We start from the raw sequence: 17,682 nt of genomic DNA on the forward strand, positions 1-17,682 counted from the left end.
GCGCATGAGTCCCCGACCGCTAAAGGAGCCGCTCGCCGACGAGCACGTCCTCCAGGTGGAGCCGCCGCTGAAGCCGTTCGCCGACTCCGGCTGGCGCAGCCGTCCGAACCTCTACACGGGCCGAGCGCTCTCCGCCGAAGCGCTCGCGGCCGAGCAGCGCCAGCACTCGGGCTGGCTCGCCGTGCGCGGCCAGGTGCGCTCCGCAGGCGTCATCTCCGGACTGGAGGTCGATCTGGACTCCGACCTGGGCGAGGACCGGGAGGCCCATTTCCCCGTCTTCACCATCGAGCCCGGCATGGGGCTGACCGCCAGCGGCGAAGACGTGCACCTGCCGCGCGCCCACCGCGTCCGCGTGGACCGGGTCCCGGTGTACCGGACGGGCGACAGTCCCTCGGGCCTGCCGCTCGACGCGCTGGCCCATGTGAACGCGGCCGACACGCAGTACGGCCTGCGCGCCGCCGTGCTCGTCCTGGTGCCGGTGGTGACGCGCAGGGAGGACTCGCCGGACCCGAACGACCCGGGCGAGGTTGACCTGGACAAGCGCACCCTCGACGACCACCAGTGGGTGGATGGCTGCACTCTGGTGCTCTTCGCGTGGCCTGCGGAGTGGCCCCTGCCGGAGCGGGATGCCCGGTGGCGCAATCGCCTGGCCTGGGAGGTCTTCGAGCGCGAGCGCCTGCGTCCGCATGGCCAGCCCGCGCCCTGGGAGGAGGTGGGCGTCCCGCTGGCGCTCGTCGGGTTCGAGTCGGACTCCTGCGCCGAGGGGCCCGCCACGCCCCTCTTCGTCGACCGCGCCACCGTGGTGCGCCCGGGAGGCGCGCCGCGCTCGCGCACCCCGCTGCTGCCCGCGCACGGCACCCCGCTGCTCTGGCAGGCCCGCATCCGGCAGCTCTCCGAGCACCTGACCGCGTTCCTCCCCGGGGATATCGACAACGGGACCGTGCTCCAGTCCCTGGCCCTGGTGCCGCCGGTGGGCCAGTTGCCCCGACACGCCATCAACCTGGAACTGGGCGCGGTGGGCGACGAGCGCCGCTTCTTCCCCTCCAGCTTCGAGCTGGACTTCCGCCCGGTGCCCCTCGAGCAGTTGGACGCGGTAGCGAAGGCAAGCGGCTCGCTGGCACCACTGGACATCGCGCGGCCCGAGCACGTGCAGGTGCTCGTCCCCGTGCCGGAATCCCACTTCGAGCCCTTCCTCCTGCGCGAGGAAGAGGTGGCCCCCGCCTTCCAGCAGGCCATCGACGCCGGCCTGGCGCGGCTCGAGGAGTGGCTGGGCCGCAGACAGATTCTGCGCCGCAGGGCCACGCTGCTCCTGAACGCGTTGTCGGGCGAGAAGTCGGAGTCCGAGCGCTTCCCAGGGCTGGACCCCGTCATCGACGGCGAGCGGCTCCCGAACCCCAACCCCTATGGCTCGCGGGAGAAGGCCTACGAGACGCAGGACGTCCCCCCACCGGGCAACGTTCCCCTGCTGGACGAAACGCTGCTGGTCAACGGCACCTGGGCCGAACCCACCTGGCTGGGCTGGGACAACTACGGCGTGTCCACCGCCCGCGCACCGGGGACGGCAGGCATCGCGGTGCTGTCCCGAAGCAACTCCTACGTCTTCGGCACGTACCTCACCCTGCGGCGTCTGCTGCCGGAGGGCACCCAGACGCTCGAGCGCATCTTCCATCCCTGGGGACCCATCGACTTCAAGCTGCTCTACACCGGCGACCAGCCGGTCATCGTCATCCTCGCCCACGGTCGCGGCAGCGCGTTGCCGCATCTCCTCCTGCTGCGCAAGTCGTCACAGGGCTGGGAGCCCGTGGGGCACCAAGAGGTGTACGTCTCGCCATCGAGCATCCGGCACTTCACCGCCGTGTCGTTCGGGAGCGGGGGCATCGATGCGTTCGTGGCCACGACCTCTGGCATACGGAAGTTCACGTGGATCGACTTCTCGCCGCGGGGGCAGCAAATGCTCGCGCCCGACACGTACGTCCACAAGGTCGTGGCCCTCTGCCCGGAGGAGCTGGGAGTCGAGCTGCTCTTCCTGGGGAGCCCCAGCGGCGATGCCCCGGCGTATTGGCTCCACCACATCTCGGCCTGGCATGAAGGCGGCGGTCCGGAGCTGAGCCCCCGGCAGCCGACGGGAACGCTGGCCGCCGTCCAGGTGACGAGCGCCAAGGGCCGCAGGCTGGAGGCCGTCGTCTCCAGCGGCACCACGAAGCGGCTCGACGTGCTGGTGATGGGCAGCGGCCCTTCGGCGGGGCTGCGACACGCGTGGTTCGACGGGACGTGGAAGCTGGGCATGGAGCTGGTGAGCGTCACGGGCGGGGACGCGCTCGTCGCCGTGTCGAGGGGGGATGGCCAGGTCCACGCCTTCTGGTGGGACAGCCCGGGCGAGGCGTCGTTCTCCGGCTATGGCCCGCTGTGGTACCGCCGGTTCGACGGGACCCGCTGGCAGCCCGCCGAGTTGCTGACGCAGGAGGGGCTGTACCTGAACTGGAGGGACACCGTCCTGGAGCAGCCCTTCGACGTCATCCTCGAGGGAGCCAGTCCCAACATCTTCCTGGCAGCCAACCGGGGACTGTTGCGCCTGCGAAAGGTGGCCGAGAGCACGCGGGAGAGCGTCCGTCAGCGCGGCCTGAGAGGGCTGGTCGGCAACGTGGAGGGCCTCTACACCGAGGCCACGCGGCTCATCGACACCAGCTCCGCTCGCGTGCAGACGGAGCTCCAGCACCTCCGGCAGGTCATGCTCACCAGCAGCACGGAGGCCAGCCGGCTCGCGGTCTCCGCGAACGAGGGCAGCACCCTGGTGGACAGCCCGCTGGTCCTGCGCTCCGACACGGACACCTACCTGACGCGCTTCCCCACCCTCCTGGGACGCGTGACGCTCATCCGCCTGTCGGATGCCATGGAGGCGCTGGAGCAGGCCACCACCACACGGCTCGAATTGCTCCGCCCGTTGCTCGACCTGGTGAAGCGGCTGGTCGGCGTGAAGGAGCTCGGGCTCGACGTGACAGACCTGTACCTGGGTGGCGTCTCGAAGGTGACCACCTCCGCGGGCCCCAGGCGGGTGACGTTCACCACGACGAGGCAGGTGTCGCGGGAGAACCTCTCGCTGCGCGACCTCGTGAACAATCCGGGGATGCTGGCGGACGCGCTCGCGCGCATCGACGAGGAGCCGGAGAACATCCGGCGCGCGCTCGCCACGGCGCGCTTCAGGTGGACGGAGTCGGCGTACTTCTCCACGGCGCTCCAGCACCTGGAGAACACCCTTGGCCTCCTGCGGGCGTTGGAGCGCCGCCTGCGCCCCCGGGTGAATGCCATGGCGGGCTACAAGGGTCCCCTGACCCGCCTCGAGGAGACGTGGACGGGGTTGGACAGGCGCCTGAAGGTCGTCGACGGCGAGGTGGCCGAGGCACGTCAGGACACCACCGTGGCCCGCGCCCTGCTCGCCGAGGAGACGATCCGCGTCGCGGCCGTCAACACCCGACGCTCACAGGTGCTCGCGCGGCACGTGCCCTTCTTCGTCTACTTGCGTCCCCGCCAGTTCGACCTGACCTGGGGCGAACTCTCTCGACTGCTCGACCCGGGCTTCGCGCCGGACATCCTCCCCGAAGTGCTCGCCAGCACCGCCGCCGCGCCGCCTGAGCTGCTCTCCTACGTGGAGCTCGTCCGCGACTCGCGGCTCAAGTGGTTCTCCCTCGCGCCAGGATTGCTGGGGAGCCTGGACCGGATGGAGGTCATCCACCGCACCTTCGTCAGGGCCCAGGCGCGCGCCCTCCAGCGGCTGCCGGTGCGCTACCCGCTGGTCTCCAGCCGTGCCGCCTCGCCCTTCGTCCAGGGCCTGTCGCGCCTGCTGTCCTCCCGCGAGGACCTGGTGGCCCGTCAGCGGCTCACCTTCAGTCGCTTCCAGCCCGCCATCCTCGAGACACGGACATGGCTGGAACTCCAACAGAGTGCCCGCGAGGAGCTGTCGCTGGGAGACCTCATCGACAGCGCGCACGGCCGCCCGGACGTGGCCCGCGACGCGGCGACGCTGCTGGAGCACATCACGAAGGTGGCCACGGGCCTGTACCAGCGCTTCAGCGCGGTGCTGCCCGCCATCCGCCTGGAGTGGGCCGAGCAGATGAGCCAGTACGACGCGCCCGTCGAGCTGCGCGACCTGTCGCGCCTGCCCCGCTGGGAAGAGGTCGACGTGAGGGCGCGTCGCGAGATGCAGTTGCTGACGGGCTGGCTGTTCGCGCGGATCGTCTCCACGGAGACCGAGGCCGTCTCGCTCGTCAACGACCTGGTGCGCGTGTGCATGCTCGTGGCGAGCCATGCCCCCGTGAACGAGCTGTTGTCCGGCCACGTCACCAAGCCCACCGAGGCCCGAGTGGGCGGCTTCATCGAGCTGGCGGTGGATCCGGAGCGGGTGCGCGTGGGGATGCAGGTGCAGATCCGTTCGGGCACCCAGACGGTGCAGGCAGTGGTGGAGGACATCGCCTCCAGCGTGGTGCGAGCGCGGGTGCTGTCGACGTCGACGCCCACGGTGACGCTGCCGGAGCGCGCCTCGGCCCGCTTCGCCGACCCCATGCGCGGTGGTCACGGGCTGCTGCCCTTCCTGGATGCCGCATGGTGAACGGGGCGACGCGGCATGTGGAGACAATCCGGCTGACGGCCCGAACCCCGGCGCTCGTGCGTCGCGGCGCCGTGCTGCTGGAGGACGCGCTGCGCACCGCCTCGTTCCCGGAGGCCGGCCGTGGCCGGGTCCTCGTCATCCGACGGCTGCCGGTGGGCGTCATCCATGGCCACCTGCCCCCCGCGAGCGTCGCCCTCGCGCTGGAGCGCGTGGTGCGGGAGCTGGCGGCGTCCGCGGTCCATGCCGAGGAGCCGTCCGCTCCACACCGGGACGCGGTCTTCTTCCATGACGACGCGGAGCCACCGCTCGCGCTCGCGCGGAGGCTGGTGCGAGGCGAACCGGTGATGGCCTGGTTCTGGCCCTTCGCCGTGGCGGACTTCGCCCCCTCCCGCCCCCGGGACGAACAACTGCGCCGCGTGCTCGCCGCCGCGTTCACGAGCAGCGCCGGGCTGGGTGCCGCCGTGCGGCTGGTCGAGGTGCTCAACCAGCGGGGCGACCTGGACGTACTGCTGGGCGTCCTGCGAAGGAGCGATGGTGAGGACCTCCTCCAGGTCTCGGGAGGCACGCCGTCAGTCCCCGGCTCCGTGAGCGCGCGACTGGAACGCATCGAGGCAGGGCTCGAACACACCGCGCTGCGGTCCGTGGTCGCACGCTGGGTCGCCGACTGGGGACCCGCGGACGCGAGGTCGGTGTGGCTCACAGCCGTGGCGCTCGTCGTGGAGCGACGCGCGAGACTGGCGGACCGGGGACTGTTCGAGCGGGCCGCGCGACTCGCGGCTGGGCTCACCGTGCCCCTGGAGACGGCGAAAGCCCCCCACCCCACGCGCGCCCGCGCCCAGGCAGACGAAGCACAAAGCATCACTGCGTCGGCCACGCACAAGGACGATGCGAAGGGATCGCCCCTGCCCCTGCGTGGGTCCGGCGCCGAAGCCACGTCGGCCGTTGCCTCGATGAGAGAGCAGCCCCCCGAATCGTCCTCGGCGCAATCAGCGAGCCCGAAGTCTCCGCCCACCAAGCCCGTGGACGCAGCGCCTCGGTCCGCTGGAGCACGCACCGTCGTTCCCGGCGAGTCGCGGAGGAAGCCCGACAGCCTGGCCGAGCCCCCCACGCGGTCCGACCGACCGACGTGGTCCGAGACACCGATGCGCACGGAGTTGGGCGGGCTCCTCTTCCTCATCCCCGTCCTGGAGAGGCTCGGCCTCCCCGCCCTGCTCGATGCCGTCCCCTCTCTCATCGAAGCCGAGATGCCGGAGCGCCTGTTCGGAGCCATCGCACGAAGGCTCGGAGCCACCGAAGCGGATGCGACGCTCGCGCTGTTCGGATCCAGGGCGCTCGGCGCGCTTCCGCGCGGTCTGGAGTTCGACCTGGAGCTGCTGCTGCGCGGCCTGCGGGTGGCGGTGCGGCGCTGGTGTCTGCGGCGTGGAGGCATCGGGCTGCGCGCGCTCGTCCTGCGCCCGGCGCGCATCATGGCCACGCGCACGCACCTCGACGTCCTGCTCGACATCCGCGGTGCGGACCCGCGCGTGCGCGGGCTCGGGCTCGACATCGACCCGGGTTGGGTGCCCTGGCTCGGCCGCGTGGTGCGGTTCCACTACGTCTACGGGGAAGGCTGAGAGGGGAACCGATGTCACTCGAAACCCTCCGCACACGCCCGACGTCGAGCCGTACGCGTCGATGTCCGGCCCCATCCAGGCCATCCGACTGGGCGACTTCGAACCTGTTCCCGCGCTGGATGTGAGCGAGTGAAGAGTCCCGCCGTCATGCCCGAACCCACCCACGAGCCTCCACTCACCCTGCGCGACTTCGCCCTGGCGAGCGTGGCGCGTCAGCTCGGCCCCGACGAGGCCCCGCGGCTGGAGGTCCACTTCCTGCGTCAGACCCTGGAGTCCGTGGAGGCGCGGCACTCCGACTGGGTCCTCGGTGCTCGGGCCTGCCTCGAGGCCCCCTCGCCTCGCGACGTGCCGCTGGTGCGGCTGGCCGGACAACTCGGCCTCACCCTGCTGGAGCAGCTCGTCGTGGCGCTGGCCGCCGCCGTCGAAGAGGAGCCCGTCGTGGGGCGCGTCCTTGCCTTCGTCCAGGCGCCCACCGGGGGCTCGCGTCCGACACTCGGGCTGATCTCCCGGGCCCTCGCCGACGCGGCCCCGCCAGGACAATCGCCGCTGCACATCCTCGCGGCGGGCGCCGCCCTCCAGAGTGGATTGCTCGTGCGGCACGGGGTGGAGCTGCCCCTCGCCGAGCAGTCGCTGGCCCTCCCACTGCCCCTCTATCTCGCCCTCCAGGGGCAGGATGGCGCGTGGCCGGGGACGACGCTCGGGCCTGGCGCCCTGCCGACGATTCCCCTGCCCGACTCCACGCTCGAGAGTGTCCATCGCCACGCGCGGACGCTGATGGCCGAGGCGCGCGGCGCGCTGCTCCTCCGCGGAGGCTCCACGGCGGAGCACCGCACCGTCGCCACCGCGCTGGCCGCGGCCATGGGACAACGCCCCCTCTTCATCGAGACCGACCGCCTCGACTCGCTGGGCCCCTTCCTGTCGCTGCGCTCGCTGCTGCCGGTGTTCTGCTTCGACCTCGCGCCCGGGGAGCGCAAGGTCGTGCCACAGCCCTCCGCGTACGACGGTCCCGTCCTCATCCTCGGTGGCGTGGAGGGTGGCTTCGAATGGCCCTCGGGGAGTCTGCTCACCTGGACGCTGCCGGTCCCCGCACGCGACGAGCGAGAGGCCCTGTGGCGCGAGGCGCTCCAGGACGACGAGCTCGCGGCGCAGCTCGCCAACACCCACCGCCACCGGGCGGGGAGGATTGCCCACCTGGCCCACGCGGCGCACCGCCACGCGGCCCTTCGCGGCAGGACCCGCGCCGAGGCGCAGGACCTGATGGCCGCGTCCTGGGTGGGAGATGGGGGCGGACTGGGGGCACTGGCCCAGGCGCTGCCCGAGCACATCAGCGACGAGGCCCTGGTCGTCCCACCTCCGCTCGCCGCTGAGCTCCAGGCGTTGTTGCTGCGCTGCCGCGCGCGGGACGGCCTGTCGGAGGGGTTGGGTGCGTCCGCGACGACGCGCTATCGCACCGGCGTGACGGCGCTCTTCGTGGGACCCTCGGGCACGGGCAAGACGCTGGCCGCGGGCTGGCTGTCCACCCGGCTGGGCATGCCGCTGTACCGGGTGGACCTGGCCAGCGTGACGAGCAAGTACATCGGTGAGACAGAGAAGAACCTCGCGCAGATCTTCGCGCGCGCCGAGCACGCCGAGGTGATGCTCCTCTTCGACGAGGCGGACTCGCTGTTCGGCCGACGCACGGACATCCGCGACTCGAACGACCGCTTCGCCAACGCGCAGACGAACTACCTCCTCCAGCGCATCGAGTCCTTCGACGGCGTCGCGCTGCTGACGAGCAACAGCAAGGGCCGGTTCGACCCCGCGTTCATGCGCCGGCTCGACGCCATCATCGACTTCCCGATGCCAGGGCCCGAGGAGCGGCGGGCGCTGTGGCTGTCGCACCTGGGGACCCGGCACCGCGTGAGCCCCAGGGACTTGAACCGGCTGTCGGCCATGGCGGAGCTGGCGGGCGGGCACATTCGCAACGCCGTGCTGCTGGCCGCGGTGCTGGCGCGTCAGGAGGCGCGCCCCATCGAGTACGCCGACCTCTTGAGAGGCTTCGCCAGCGAATACAAGAAGCTCGGTCGGCACGTCCCGACGGAGCTGCGTGACGCTGGCCCCACACCGGCGCCGCCCGTGAAGGCGACGCCGCCCCGCACGCCCCCGGGCGAACCCTGACCCTGCTTCGTTACGCAGGCATCCCGACACGCGAGTCCCTGGAGGAATGATAGATGCCCACCCCATCACCAGAACCCGGGCCCACGACATCCACCCTCGTGTTGGGCGAGGGTGCGAACACCCACGTACTCCCCGCCAACGACGATGGCTCGGCGGGCCCCGTCGAGCTGGGCTTCCCCGTCAACTTCTTCGGGACGCTCCACACGTCGGTCTTCATCAACACCAACGGGAACGTCACCTTCCGGGAGCCGCTCTACAAGTACCTGCCCTTTCCCATGGGGGCTGGGACACCGCCCATCATCGCGCCCTTCCTGTCGGACGTGGACGTGAGGGGCGGCGCCTCCGCGCGCGTGCGCCACGGCACCACGACCTTCGAGGGCAGCCCGGCCTTCTGCGTGAACTGGATCGACGTCGGCTATCACACGGGGCGCTCCGACAAGCGCAACCGCTTCCAGTTGCTGCTCGTGGACCGAAACGACGTGGGCCTGGGCAGCTTCGACCTCGTCATGAACTACGACCGACTGGTGTGGGAGTCGGGCGAGTCCGGCGGTGGCAGTGACGGCCTGGGAGGCCACGCCGCGGGGGGTGGCTTCTCGTCCGGAACGGGTGAAGCAGGCACCGCCTTCGAGTTCCCAGGCGCGCGCACACCCGGCGCGCTGCTCGATGGCAACGCCACCACCGGGCTGACGCGCACCAGCCGGAACAGCTCCATCCTGGGGCGCCACGTCTTCCGGTTTCGGGGCGGTCAGCCAGAGCTTCCGCGCCCGGCGGGTCGCAGCCAGAAGGCCCTGCCTCGCGCCGTGCTCCGACCGGATGGCCGGGTGCTCGTCCTGGGAGACTCCCAGCCCGTCGTGGATCTGTTCGTGCCAGCCTCACTTGGAACACCCGATGCCTGGGTCGCCGCGCGCGACTCGCTCATCGACCGCCGGTTCCACACCGCCACGTTGTTGGAGGGACCTGGCCAGGTCCTCGTCACGGGCGGAGAGAGTCAACCCACCACCACCGAGCTCCACGACCCGCTGACTGACACGTGGCGGGCCCTGGCGCCGATGAGCGTGGGGCGCATCTCCCATACCGCCACGCGGCTGAACCATGGCCGGGTGCTGGTGACGGGAGGCTACAACCCGTCCACGCAGGGGCTCGACACGTGCGAGCTGTATGAAGCGGGGAGCAACACGTGGACGGCCACGGGCAAGCTGGGCACCGGCCGGAGCAAGCACACCGCCACGCTGCTTCCGGACGGGCACGTGCTCGTGACGGGAGGACTGGATGCGTCCTCGAACCCGCTGCGCTCGGCCGAGTTGTACGACCCCACCGCGGGCACCTGGGAGACGGCGGGCGACATGGAGGGATTGCGCTTCGAACACACGGCCACGCTGCTTCAGGACGGGCGCGTGCTCGTGGCGGGAGGCGCACCCTTCATGGACATCAGCGGCTCCGCGGAGGTGTATGACCCGGCGGAGAAGACCTGGACGCCGGTGGGCAACATGGCCCGGCCGCGTCGAAAGCACACCGCCACCCTGCTGCCCACCTGCCATGTCCTCGTCACCGGAGGCGGCCACGAGCACGTGGGGACCCTCGACAGCGTCGAGCTGTACGACGTGCACTCCGGCACCTGGGGCACCGTGTCGTCGCTGAGCGTGGCGCGGGCCTACCACGCAGCGGTCCTGCTCAACGACGGCCGTGTCCTCATCGTCGGCGGCGCCAACGACACGGCCCGAGGAACGTACGAGCTCTACTACCCACCTCGCCACAGGAAGTAGCCGGAAGGTCGGTCCTCATGTTCCGCCGCGGCCCGCGCAGGGAAGAACGCGTCACCCGCTCGACGAACACCTCGTCGAGGGAGCGCGCTCCACGTCCTCCGCGCATTCGGGAGCAAGAGCGGGAGGACCGCGACCCGGAGGAGACGCCCGAGCCAGAGGTGGCACGTCGCGGCCGGGACCACGTTCCGCGCTATCTCGGTGGACAAGGGACGCCGGAAGTCGAGACGCTCCCCGTGTACCTCGGAGGTCGAGGACCGGCGCTGGACGAAGCCGGAGCGCGCGGACCCGACGGGCCCGGCGTTCCACGCTACCTGGGCTCCGAATCGAGCCTGCTCGCAGCCAGGGCGAACGCAAGCCCAGGCGCCGACGGTGCCGACACGGAATGGCCCGGCACGAGCGATACCGACACGGCAAAGCGCGCCCCAGAACCCGAGAAGGAATCCCGAAGCGCCGAACCCGCCCGTGCGGCGGTGAGGGCGGAGGCTCCGGCGACAACAGACGGAGGCTTGAGTGGCGACGGTGGCGGGACGGGTGCCACGGCCGAGGCGCCAGCCACCCTCGACACGGGGAGCCCCGGCGCCGTGCTGGAATCCCTCGCGCGCACACCGGCCACGGCGGCCCTGGCCGCGTTTACTCAGGCCAGCGAGGCCTCCCCTGGCGTCCTCCAGGCACAGCGCGACGAAGCCCAGGCGCGCCTCCCCGTGATGCCAACGCCCATGGGCCTCCCCGCGCGGGAACGCGTTCCCCCGGAGCAAGCCCTCTCCAAGGAGGCTGCGACAGCTCCGCTCCAGACGAGCGCCCCCGCCACCGGGCCAGGGGCCCTCCTCGTGGGGCCGCTGGCGCCCGAGGCCCCGGCGTTGCCCGCCCCCGAGCCCACGGTCCTCGCGGGAGGCACGGGCGAGTCGAGCGACGCAGAGCGTGACGGCGATCAGGAGCTCGCCCACAGCGCACAAGGGGCCCTCGCCAGCGTGGGCCCGTGGACCACCGGAGTGCCGACACAGGCCACGGAGCGGCCCTCCGTCGAACTGAGCGGCGACGCCGACCCGACACACCTGGAGTCGGCCTACGGCGCGTCGGACCAGCAGACACACGCCGCTCGCCTCGACGCGGCCCAGGACATCCAGGGGGACTTCGGAGAGAACGCCATCTTCCCGGAGCCTGATCCTTCGATGCTCCGGCCGCACCTGTCGGAGGCGGGGGCCACCGCCGCCATGCCTGGAGCCTCCGCCGCCGCGCTGTCGATTCCCGCCGAGGCGCGGGCCTCCGTCGATGCGGGTGTCTCCCCTCCGCTCCAGGAGCGCATCGGCGCCGAACAGCAGCACTACACGCAGGAAGAGGCGAAGTACGAGAGCGATACCGAGCAGGCCCACGCGCAGGCCCACGAGGACATCTCCGAGTTGGGCGACGAGGCCCGCTCCACCCAGACAGATGCGCAATCCACGGCCCATGCCTCCGTCGGCCTCGCGCGACGTGACTGGGAGGGAGAGCACACACGCGTCGAAGCGGACTTCCAGGGCAAGGCCCAGACCGCGAGGACGGACCATCGCGACCGCATCTCGACCGAGGCGCGGGAAGGCAACAGCAAGGCCGACGCCCACATCGCAAAGGCGGAGCAGGACGCGAGTACGGAGAGTCAGCGCGCGGATGCCGAGGTCGAACGCAAGAAGCGCGAGGCCAAGAAGAAGTCCAGTGGCTTCTGGGGCTGGGTGAAGTCGAAGGCGAAGGCGCTCATCGACGGCCTCAAGGCCGCCGTCAACTTCGTCTATGACAACCTGCACAAGGCGGTCAAAGCCCTCTTCGATGCCGCCAAGAGGCTGGCGCTCGCGGCCATCGAGCTGGCGCGCAAGGCCATCGTCGGGCTCATCCAGGCCTATGGGGCCATCCTGAAGGGCCTGGTGAGCATCGCCCTGGCGGCCTTCCCCGACATCCGCGACCGCATGCTGCGGCGAATCGACCAGGCGGTCGAGACGGCCACGCGGATCGTCAACACCGCGGCGGAGGTCCTCAAGAAGGGCGTCGCCGCCGTGTTGGACTTCCTGGCGGAGACCATCGACAAGGTCCTCGGGCTCGTCCAGAGCATCTACAACGGTCTCCTCACCGTGGTCGGCATGCTCATCAGCGGCGAGCTGCAGGAGCTGCTCGCCCGCTTCGCTGACCTCGTCGCGGCGGCGAAGACGGCCCCCGGACAGTTCGAGACGGCGGCCTATGAGGAACTGCTCGGGGGCAACCTCGACCAGCCCTTGTCCCCCGCGGAACTTGTCGCGGCCGGGCGCATGCCGCCAGCGGTCGCGGCGTCCCCGGAAGGCACGGCGCCCGCCACGCCGCAGGCCACGCAAGACCCAGGCGCCGACGCGCCGCTCCCGGGTCCGCCCTGGACGGAGGCCAACGTCGGCGCGGATGAGGTGGCCGAAGAGGAACAGCTGTCTCCCCTGCTCCTGGCGGAGCTGCATCAACAGACGGGTGGCGGCGATGGAACGGTCGTCTTCGGAGAGTCCACCGAAGCGAACCGGACGCTCGACGCCGCGCTGGGACTGCCCACGTCCGGGCAGGCTCCGGCGGCCCAGACACAGACAGAGGCGGGACCAGAGACGTTCCCAGACGACGGCCTCACACCGCCCGAGCGCGCGGCAATCAAGTGGGAGGCGATGAAGAAGGGGCTGGCCGCGTGGTGGTCCGCGAACTGGCCCTATGTACTCGCGGGCGGCGTCCTGGCCCTGGCCGGCTTCATCATCGCCAACATCCTGACGGGCGGCGCCCTCCTGGCCGCGCTCCTGCCCATCATGAGTGTGATGGGGTCCCTCTTCACGGGGCTCATGGTGATGCAGCTGGCCGGGCATGTCCGCGACTTCCTGCAGAAGGGCTGGAATGGAGACATCGCGGGCGGAGGCAAGAGCCTGGCGAAGGGCATGGCGGCGGGAGCCATCGAGCTCATCTCGCTGCTGACCTTCAAGGCCGGCGGACTGGTGCTCAAGGGGGCGCGAGCCACGGCCCGGGGCGCGGTGAAGGGAGCCCAGGCGCTGGCCCGAGGTGCCTCGGGAGCGGCGCGTGTGCTTCGCGGGGGCGCCAGCTACGTGCTCAAGGGCGGCAAAGTCCTGCTTCGAGGCGTCGGCAAAGGCATCGCAAGAGGTGTGGAGAACCTGCGCGCGCTCGGCGGCAGGCTCTTGAGCCGCACCCGGTTCAAGGGCTTCCGCATCCTGCTCCAAGGGCGTCGCTTCCGGCTGGAGGGCCGCATCAATCCCTGGGTGTTGCTGGTCGAGGGACCCGACCTCACCACGACCATCACCGAGGCACATGTCCGTACGCCTGGGGCCACGCGGCTCAGCAACAAGCAGCTCGCCGAACTCCGCCAGAGCCCCCATCCCCAGGACTACCTCAACAAGGTCCATGCGGACGACCTGGTCACGGCGGGGACGACCCCGGCGAACGCCCGGAACCCGTGGCCCCACTTGGAGTCCGTGGAGGACTTCGCCGACCGCATGCGCGCCGAGCTGAACAAGGCGAAGGGCGAATACGACCGACTGCGCCAGACGAGCCAACTGAGCCAGGCGGACGCCGCGAGGTTGAGGCAGTTGGAGGACGAGGTCCTGCCCACTCTCTCCAAGGATGTTCACGCCCTGGAGAACCCGGCGGCCCTCAAGCCGCCCCGAGTAGATGCCCGTGACGTCCCGACTCACGTCACGACCGCCAACAAGCTCACGGTGGAAGTGCCACAACAGCAGTTGGACCACATCCTGGATGCCCATACGGTCGAGAACTTCGACCCGGTCCGGCGCGTTGGAGAGCTGGGGAAGGAGCCCCTCACACACGTCACCTCGTTCTTCCCGGAGAGGACCCTCACGAACCGCCGCGAGCTCTACACCCTCATCGAGCAGGCACTCTCCGGGAAGGGAGGGCGCAACATCGTCGAGGCCAAGAAACAAGGCCTCAATATCAGCCTGCGCAACAATCGCCTCCAATGCTGGGTCGGCCCGAAATCAGGGGGTGGCCTGAAAGTGAACTCAATTTATGTCCAGGGTGGTCAGCTCACATTGACGAAAGCGCAGATCCAGGCATATGCCAATGCGATCCAAACCGGGACACGCACCGTTGACGACATCCGCCGCGAGATTGCCGTGCGGTTCGCGAGAGGATTCTAGATGGACACGATGGAACGAGAACTGAGGGCGCGGCTTCGCAGAATCTACGTGGATGGATGGCAGTACTGGGAAGAGCCTGCCAACCAATCCGAGACCCAGGAGCGACAGCTCGAAGTGCTGAGGCAAAGTGTCACCCAGCTCCTGGGCCATCCCGCCACGGTGCAGACCACTCCACGGGACATCAACAACTACTACGACATCGAGTGTCCACTGAGCCCCCGACTCCCTCCTAGCCGAACGGAGATGTCCTTCGAGGGACATGGCCCGGAGGAACCCGCCGAGTACTTCCAGATGCTGTTGAGCGTCGTGGCTCCAGTGGTCGCTGGAGTCTGGCACCGCTTCTCTCCTCCCGGCATCGAACCTTGGCACGAGATGTTCGACCTCCTCAGCGCGGAGTGGTTCGCGACACATCCCGGGCACGAAGCCGCCGCGCGCGAGCTGATTCGTGTCGCGGAAGGACTCGGGCTCACCGTCCTGGGCTGGGACGTCACCCTCAAGCCCGCAGACAAGGACTGGCCAGTGGAGCGCTTGATGCCGGAGGACCCCGACCTGCGGCACTACCTGTTCAAGGGCTACTACGACGACTGGGGCGGAATCGCCAAACCCGTCCGGGACCCGTAATCAATCACACGCGTCACCAATGCCTCACGTCTGGAGTCACCCGGCTCCGAGGTGTAGTGGGGGAACGCAAGGCCTTCGAACACCACATCGTCGAGGCCGGGCACATGAGAACCACCGAGCCCCAGCCGAGATTCTTGAAAGCGACGGGCCCGCGAGTCAGCGGCTGGCGCGGTACTCGTTGGCCAGCTCCACGTAGTGGTGGGCGGACATCAGGAGGAACTCGCGCTCCGCCTCGGTGAGGGGCCGCTTCACCTTGCCGGGTGAGCCCATCACCATGGAGCCGGGAAGCACCTTCGTCCCGGGCGTCAGCAGCGTCCCAGCGCCGATGATGCAGTCGTCCCCTACTTCCACCTCGTCCAGGAGGATGGAGCCCATCCCGACGAGCACGCGGTTGCCCACGGTACAGCCGTGCAGCACGACGTGATGCCCCACCGTCACGTCGTCACCGATAAGGGTGCTCGACCTGCCTCCGGTGACGTGGACCAGGGACAGGTCCTGGAGGTTGGTGCGCCGGCCCACGCGGATGGGATTCACGTCGCCGCGCAGCACCGTGTTGAGCCAGATGGAGGACCCCTCCCCCAGCTCCACGTCCCCCACCACCTGGGCGGAGTCATCCACGAAGCAGCTCGGGTGGATGCGGGGGGACACCCCGCGAAACGCTCTCAGCGCCATGTTGACACCTCTTCTCGCGCGCGGGCCCTCAGGCCTCCGCGACGACATGGAACGGCGAGACGGGCGGCGCCACCGGCAGCGGCTCCACGGTGGGCAACTGCAGCACCGCCAGTTGCTTGCCCGAGAGCTGGTTGGGCGTGGAGCGATCCACCTTCACCGTCACGAAGGAGCCCGTGGGCGCGTCGCCCTCGAAGTTGACGGTGCGGTTCTCCGGCGTGCGGCCGAAGCGCTTGGCGGCGTCGTATCGCGAGTGGCCCTCCACCATCACCTCCACCACCGAGTCCACCAGGGCCGCGGTCGTCTCCGCGCTGATGCGACGCTGCAGCTTCTGCAGGCGCTCCAGCCGGGCGATCTTCACCTCGTGCGCAATGGGGCCCCAGTCCTTCTCACGCAGCGCCGCGCCCGTCTTGGGGCGGGGGCTGTAGATGAAGGAGAACTGGTTGTCGAAGCGGACCTCCTCGGTCAGCTTCATCGTCATCTCGAAGTCCTCCTCGGTCTCCCCGGGGAAGCCCACGATGATGTCGGTGGTGACGGCGATGCCCGGCCGCGCCTCGCGCAGCTTGTTGAGCCGCTCCATGTACTGCACCACGGTGTAGTCGCGGCGCATCATCTTCAGGATGCGATCACTCCCGCACTGCACGGGCAGGTGGAAGTGAGGGGCAATCTTGGGCTGCGTGCGGAACGCCTCAATCAGCTCATCGGAGAGGTCGTGCGGATGGCTGGTGGTGAAGCGCACGCGCTCGATGCCCGGCACCTCGGCGGTGCGAAGGAGCAACTGGGCGAAGGACACGCCGCCCAGGTACGAGTTCACGTTCTGGCCGATGAGCGTCACCTCGCGCACGCCGACCTTCGCCAGCGAGTCCACCTCCAGGAGGACCTCCGGGAAGGCGCGGCTCACTTCACGGCCGCGCGTGTGCGGGACGACACAGAACGAGCAGACGTTGTCGCAGCCCTTCATCACCGTGACGAACTCGGTGACCTTGCCGCGAGACGTCTCCGGGTCGGCGCGCGGGAAGACGTACTCCTCCGAGTCCACGAAGGCGGTCTCCACCACCCGCGCCCGCTCCGACTCCACGCGGCCGATGATGTCCGGCAGGCGGGCGATGTTGTCGGGGCCGAAGACGAAGTCCAGGTACGGCACCTTCTTGATGAGGCGGTCCTTCTCCTGCTGGGCCACACAGCCGCCCACGCCGATGAGCGCGCCGCGACTGGCCTTCACGGGCTTGTAGCGGCCCAGGGCGGACAGCATCTTGTCCTCGGCCTTCTCGCGGATGGAGCAGGTGTTGAGGATGATGAGGTCCGCGTTTTCCGGCACAGGCGTCGGCTCGTAGGACATCTTCGCCAGCACCTCGCTCATGCGGAGCGAGTCGTTGACGTTCATCTGGCAGCCGAAGGTGTGGATGAAGTAGCGCTTCATGGGGATTCTCTGAGCAAGAACGTGCCCTTATGCGACGGTCGGGCACGGAAATCAACCGAACCGGGGCCCGCGGTCATCCCTGACTGAGCAGTCCGGTCATCCGGGTGTGGAGATCCAGGAGGGAGCCCTCGCGTTCCCGGAGGAGCGCCAGGGTGGCCTCGCCATAGCGGCGGCCCAGGGCCACCGTCTCCCGCTCCTGCTTGCCCAGCTCGTCCCGGACGCGGGTCCGCAGCTCCTCCGCCGAAGCCTCCGAGGCCCCTTCGAGCTGACGCAGCTTGTCGTCCAGCTTCCGAGCCGTCCACCGGCGGCCGCCGAAGGCGCGCAGCATGGCGATGCCCTGCTCCAGCGCCTGGGAATCCAGGCCGGAGGCCGTCTGGGCCAGGGCGTGGGCACGGGCCAGGGCTTCCGAGCCTCTGGCCGAGCCCACGTCGGCCAGGAAGGCCTCCTGGTAGCGCACCAGGGCATCGAGCAAGGCGCCGTCCACGGGCGGCATGGCCATGCGAAGGGTCCGGTCATCCGCCGCGGAGAGGTGGGTACCCGTCTCGCGGTTGGGGACGTCCTGGTAGCCGTGGTCGTCGAAGAGTGAGGGGGCCATGGGACTCCTGGGAAAAGGCCGGGCAGGTGTAACAGGGCCCGTCCCGTCGCGGTAGGGTTCGCGACACTCCTCTCCTGGCGCGAATCTGAACATGCCCAGGTAGCG

The 17,682-nt window shown here is 69.9% G+C and carries 9 protein-coding genes; 6 read left to right on the forward strand and 3 right to left on the reverse strand.

Features of this window, described 5'->3' with window-relative positions:
• Positions 1–4: 4 nt before the first annotated feature.
• The 6 genes from HUA74_RS42135 (at position 5) to HUA74_RS42160 (ending at position 14,893) form a co-directional block, all read left to right on the forward strand.
• Complete coding sequence (locus HUA74_RS42135) at positions 5–4,603, forward strand: hypothetical protein (protein WP_174459096.1); 4,599 nt, start codon at positions 5–7, stop codon at positions 4,601–4,603.
• A complete protein-coding gene (locus tag HUA74_RS42140) occupies positions 4,597–6,216 on the forward strand; it encodes a hypothetical protein (RefSeq protein ID WP_174459097.1) in 1,620 nt (539 codons plus the stop codon). The genes HUA74_RS42135 and HUA74_RS42140 overlap by 7 nt, the downstream gene beginning before the upstream one ends.
• 147 nt (positions 6,217–6,363) lie before the next feature.
• Complete coding sequence (locus tag HUA74_RS42145) at positions 6,364–8,373, forward strand: ATP-binding protein (protein WP_174459098.1); 2,010 nt, start codon at positions 6,364–6,366, stop codon at positions 8,371–8,373.
• Between the two features lie 53 nt (positions 8,374–8,426).
• The gene (locus HUA74_RS42150; protein WP_174459099.1) at positions 8,427–10,136 is read left to right on the forward strand and encodes a kelch repeat-containing protein; all 1,710 of its coding nucleotides are present in this window, start codon (positions 8,427–8,429) and stop codon (positions 10,134–10,136) included.
• A 581-nt stretch (positions 10,137–10,717) separates the two neighbouring features.
• Positions 10,718–14,272, forward strand: coding sequence for a hypothetical protein (locus tag HUA74_RS42155; protein ID WP_174459100.1), 3,555 nt, complete (start codon positions 10,718–10,720; stop codon positions 14,270–14,272).
• On the forward strand, positions 14,273–14,893 hold the full coding sequence (locus HUA74_RS42160; protein ID WP_174459101.1) for a hypothetical protein: 621 nt from the start codon (positions 14,273–14,275) through the stop codon (positions 14,891–14,893).
• A 156-nt stretch (positions 14,894–15,049) separates the two neighbouring features.
• Here the strand turns inward: HUA74_RS42160 and HUA74_RS42165 are convergent, their stop codons facing one another.
• The 3 genes from HUA74_RS42165 to HUA74_RS42175 form a co-directional block, all read right to left on the reverse strand.
• Positions 15,050–15,565: a gamma carbonic anhydrase family protein gene (locus HUA74_RS42165; protein ID WP_174459102.1), complete on the reverse strand. Its 516-nt coding sequence runs from the start codon at positions 15,563–15,565 to the stop codon at positions 15,050–15,052.
• A 28-nt stretch (positions 15,566–15,593) separates the two neighbouring features.
• Positions 15,594–16,982, reverse strand: coding sequence for a tRNA (N6-isopentenyl adenosine(37)-C2)-methylthiotransferase MiaB (miaB, locus tag HUA74_RS42170; RefSeq protein WP_141644407.1), 1,389 nt, complete (start codon positions 16,980–16,982; stop codon positions 15,594–15,596).
• Between the two features lie 73 nt (positions 16,983–17,055).
• Positions 17,056–17,577, reverse strand: coding sequence for a hypothetical protein (locus HUA74_RS42175; RefSeq protein ID WP_141644406.1), 522 nt, complete (start codon positions 17,575–17,577; stop codon positions 17,056–17,058).
• Positions 17,578–17,682: the final 105 nt, after the last annotated feature.

It is taken from the genome of Myxococcus sp. CA051A (assembly GCF_013336705.1).
Classification (GTDB): domain Bacteria; phylum Myxococcota; class Myxococcia; order Myxococcales; family Myxococcaceae; genus Myxococcus; species Myxococcus llanfairpwllgwyngyllgogerychwyrndrobwllllantysiliogogogochensis.

Excerpts from the sequence above, each read along its gene's own strand:
- HUA74_RS42135 (WP_174459096.1), top strand. The coding sequence starts at position 5 with ATGAGTCCCCGACCGCTAAAGGAGCCGCTCGCCGACGAGCACGTCCTC.
- HUA74_RS42140 (WP_174459097.1), top strand. The coding sequence starts at position 4,597 with ATGGTGAACGGGGCGACGCGGCATGTGGAGACAATCCGGCTGACGGCC.
- HUA74_RS42145 (WP_174459098.1), top strand. The coding sequence starts at position 6,364 with ATGCCCGAACCCACCCACGAGCCTCCACTCACCCTGCGCGACTTCGCC.
- HUA74_RS42150 (WP_174459099.1), top strand. The coding sequence starts at position 8,427 with ATGCCCACCCCATCACCAGAACCCGGGCCCACGACATCCACCCTCGTG.
- HUA74_RS42160 (WP_174459101.1), top strand. The coding sequence starts at position 14,273 with ATGGACACGATGGAACGAGAACTGAGGGCGCGGCTTCGCAGAATCTAC.
- HUA74_RS42165 (WP_174459102.1), bottom strand. The coding sequence starts at position 15,565 with ATGGCGCTGAGAGCGTTTCGCGGGGTGTCCCCCCGCATCCACCCGAGC.
- miaB (WP_141644407.1), bottom strand. The coding sequence starts at position 16,982 with ATGAAGCGCTACTTCATCCACACCTTCGGCTGCCAGATGAACGTCAAC.
- HUA74_RS42175 (WP_141644406.1), bottom strand. The coding sequence starts at position 17,577 with ATGGCCCCCTCACTCTTCGACGACCACGGCTACCAGGACGTCCCCAAC.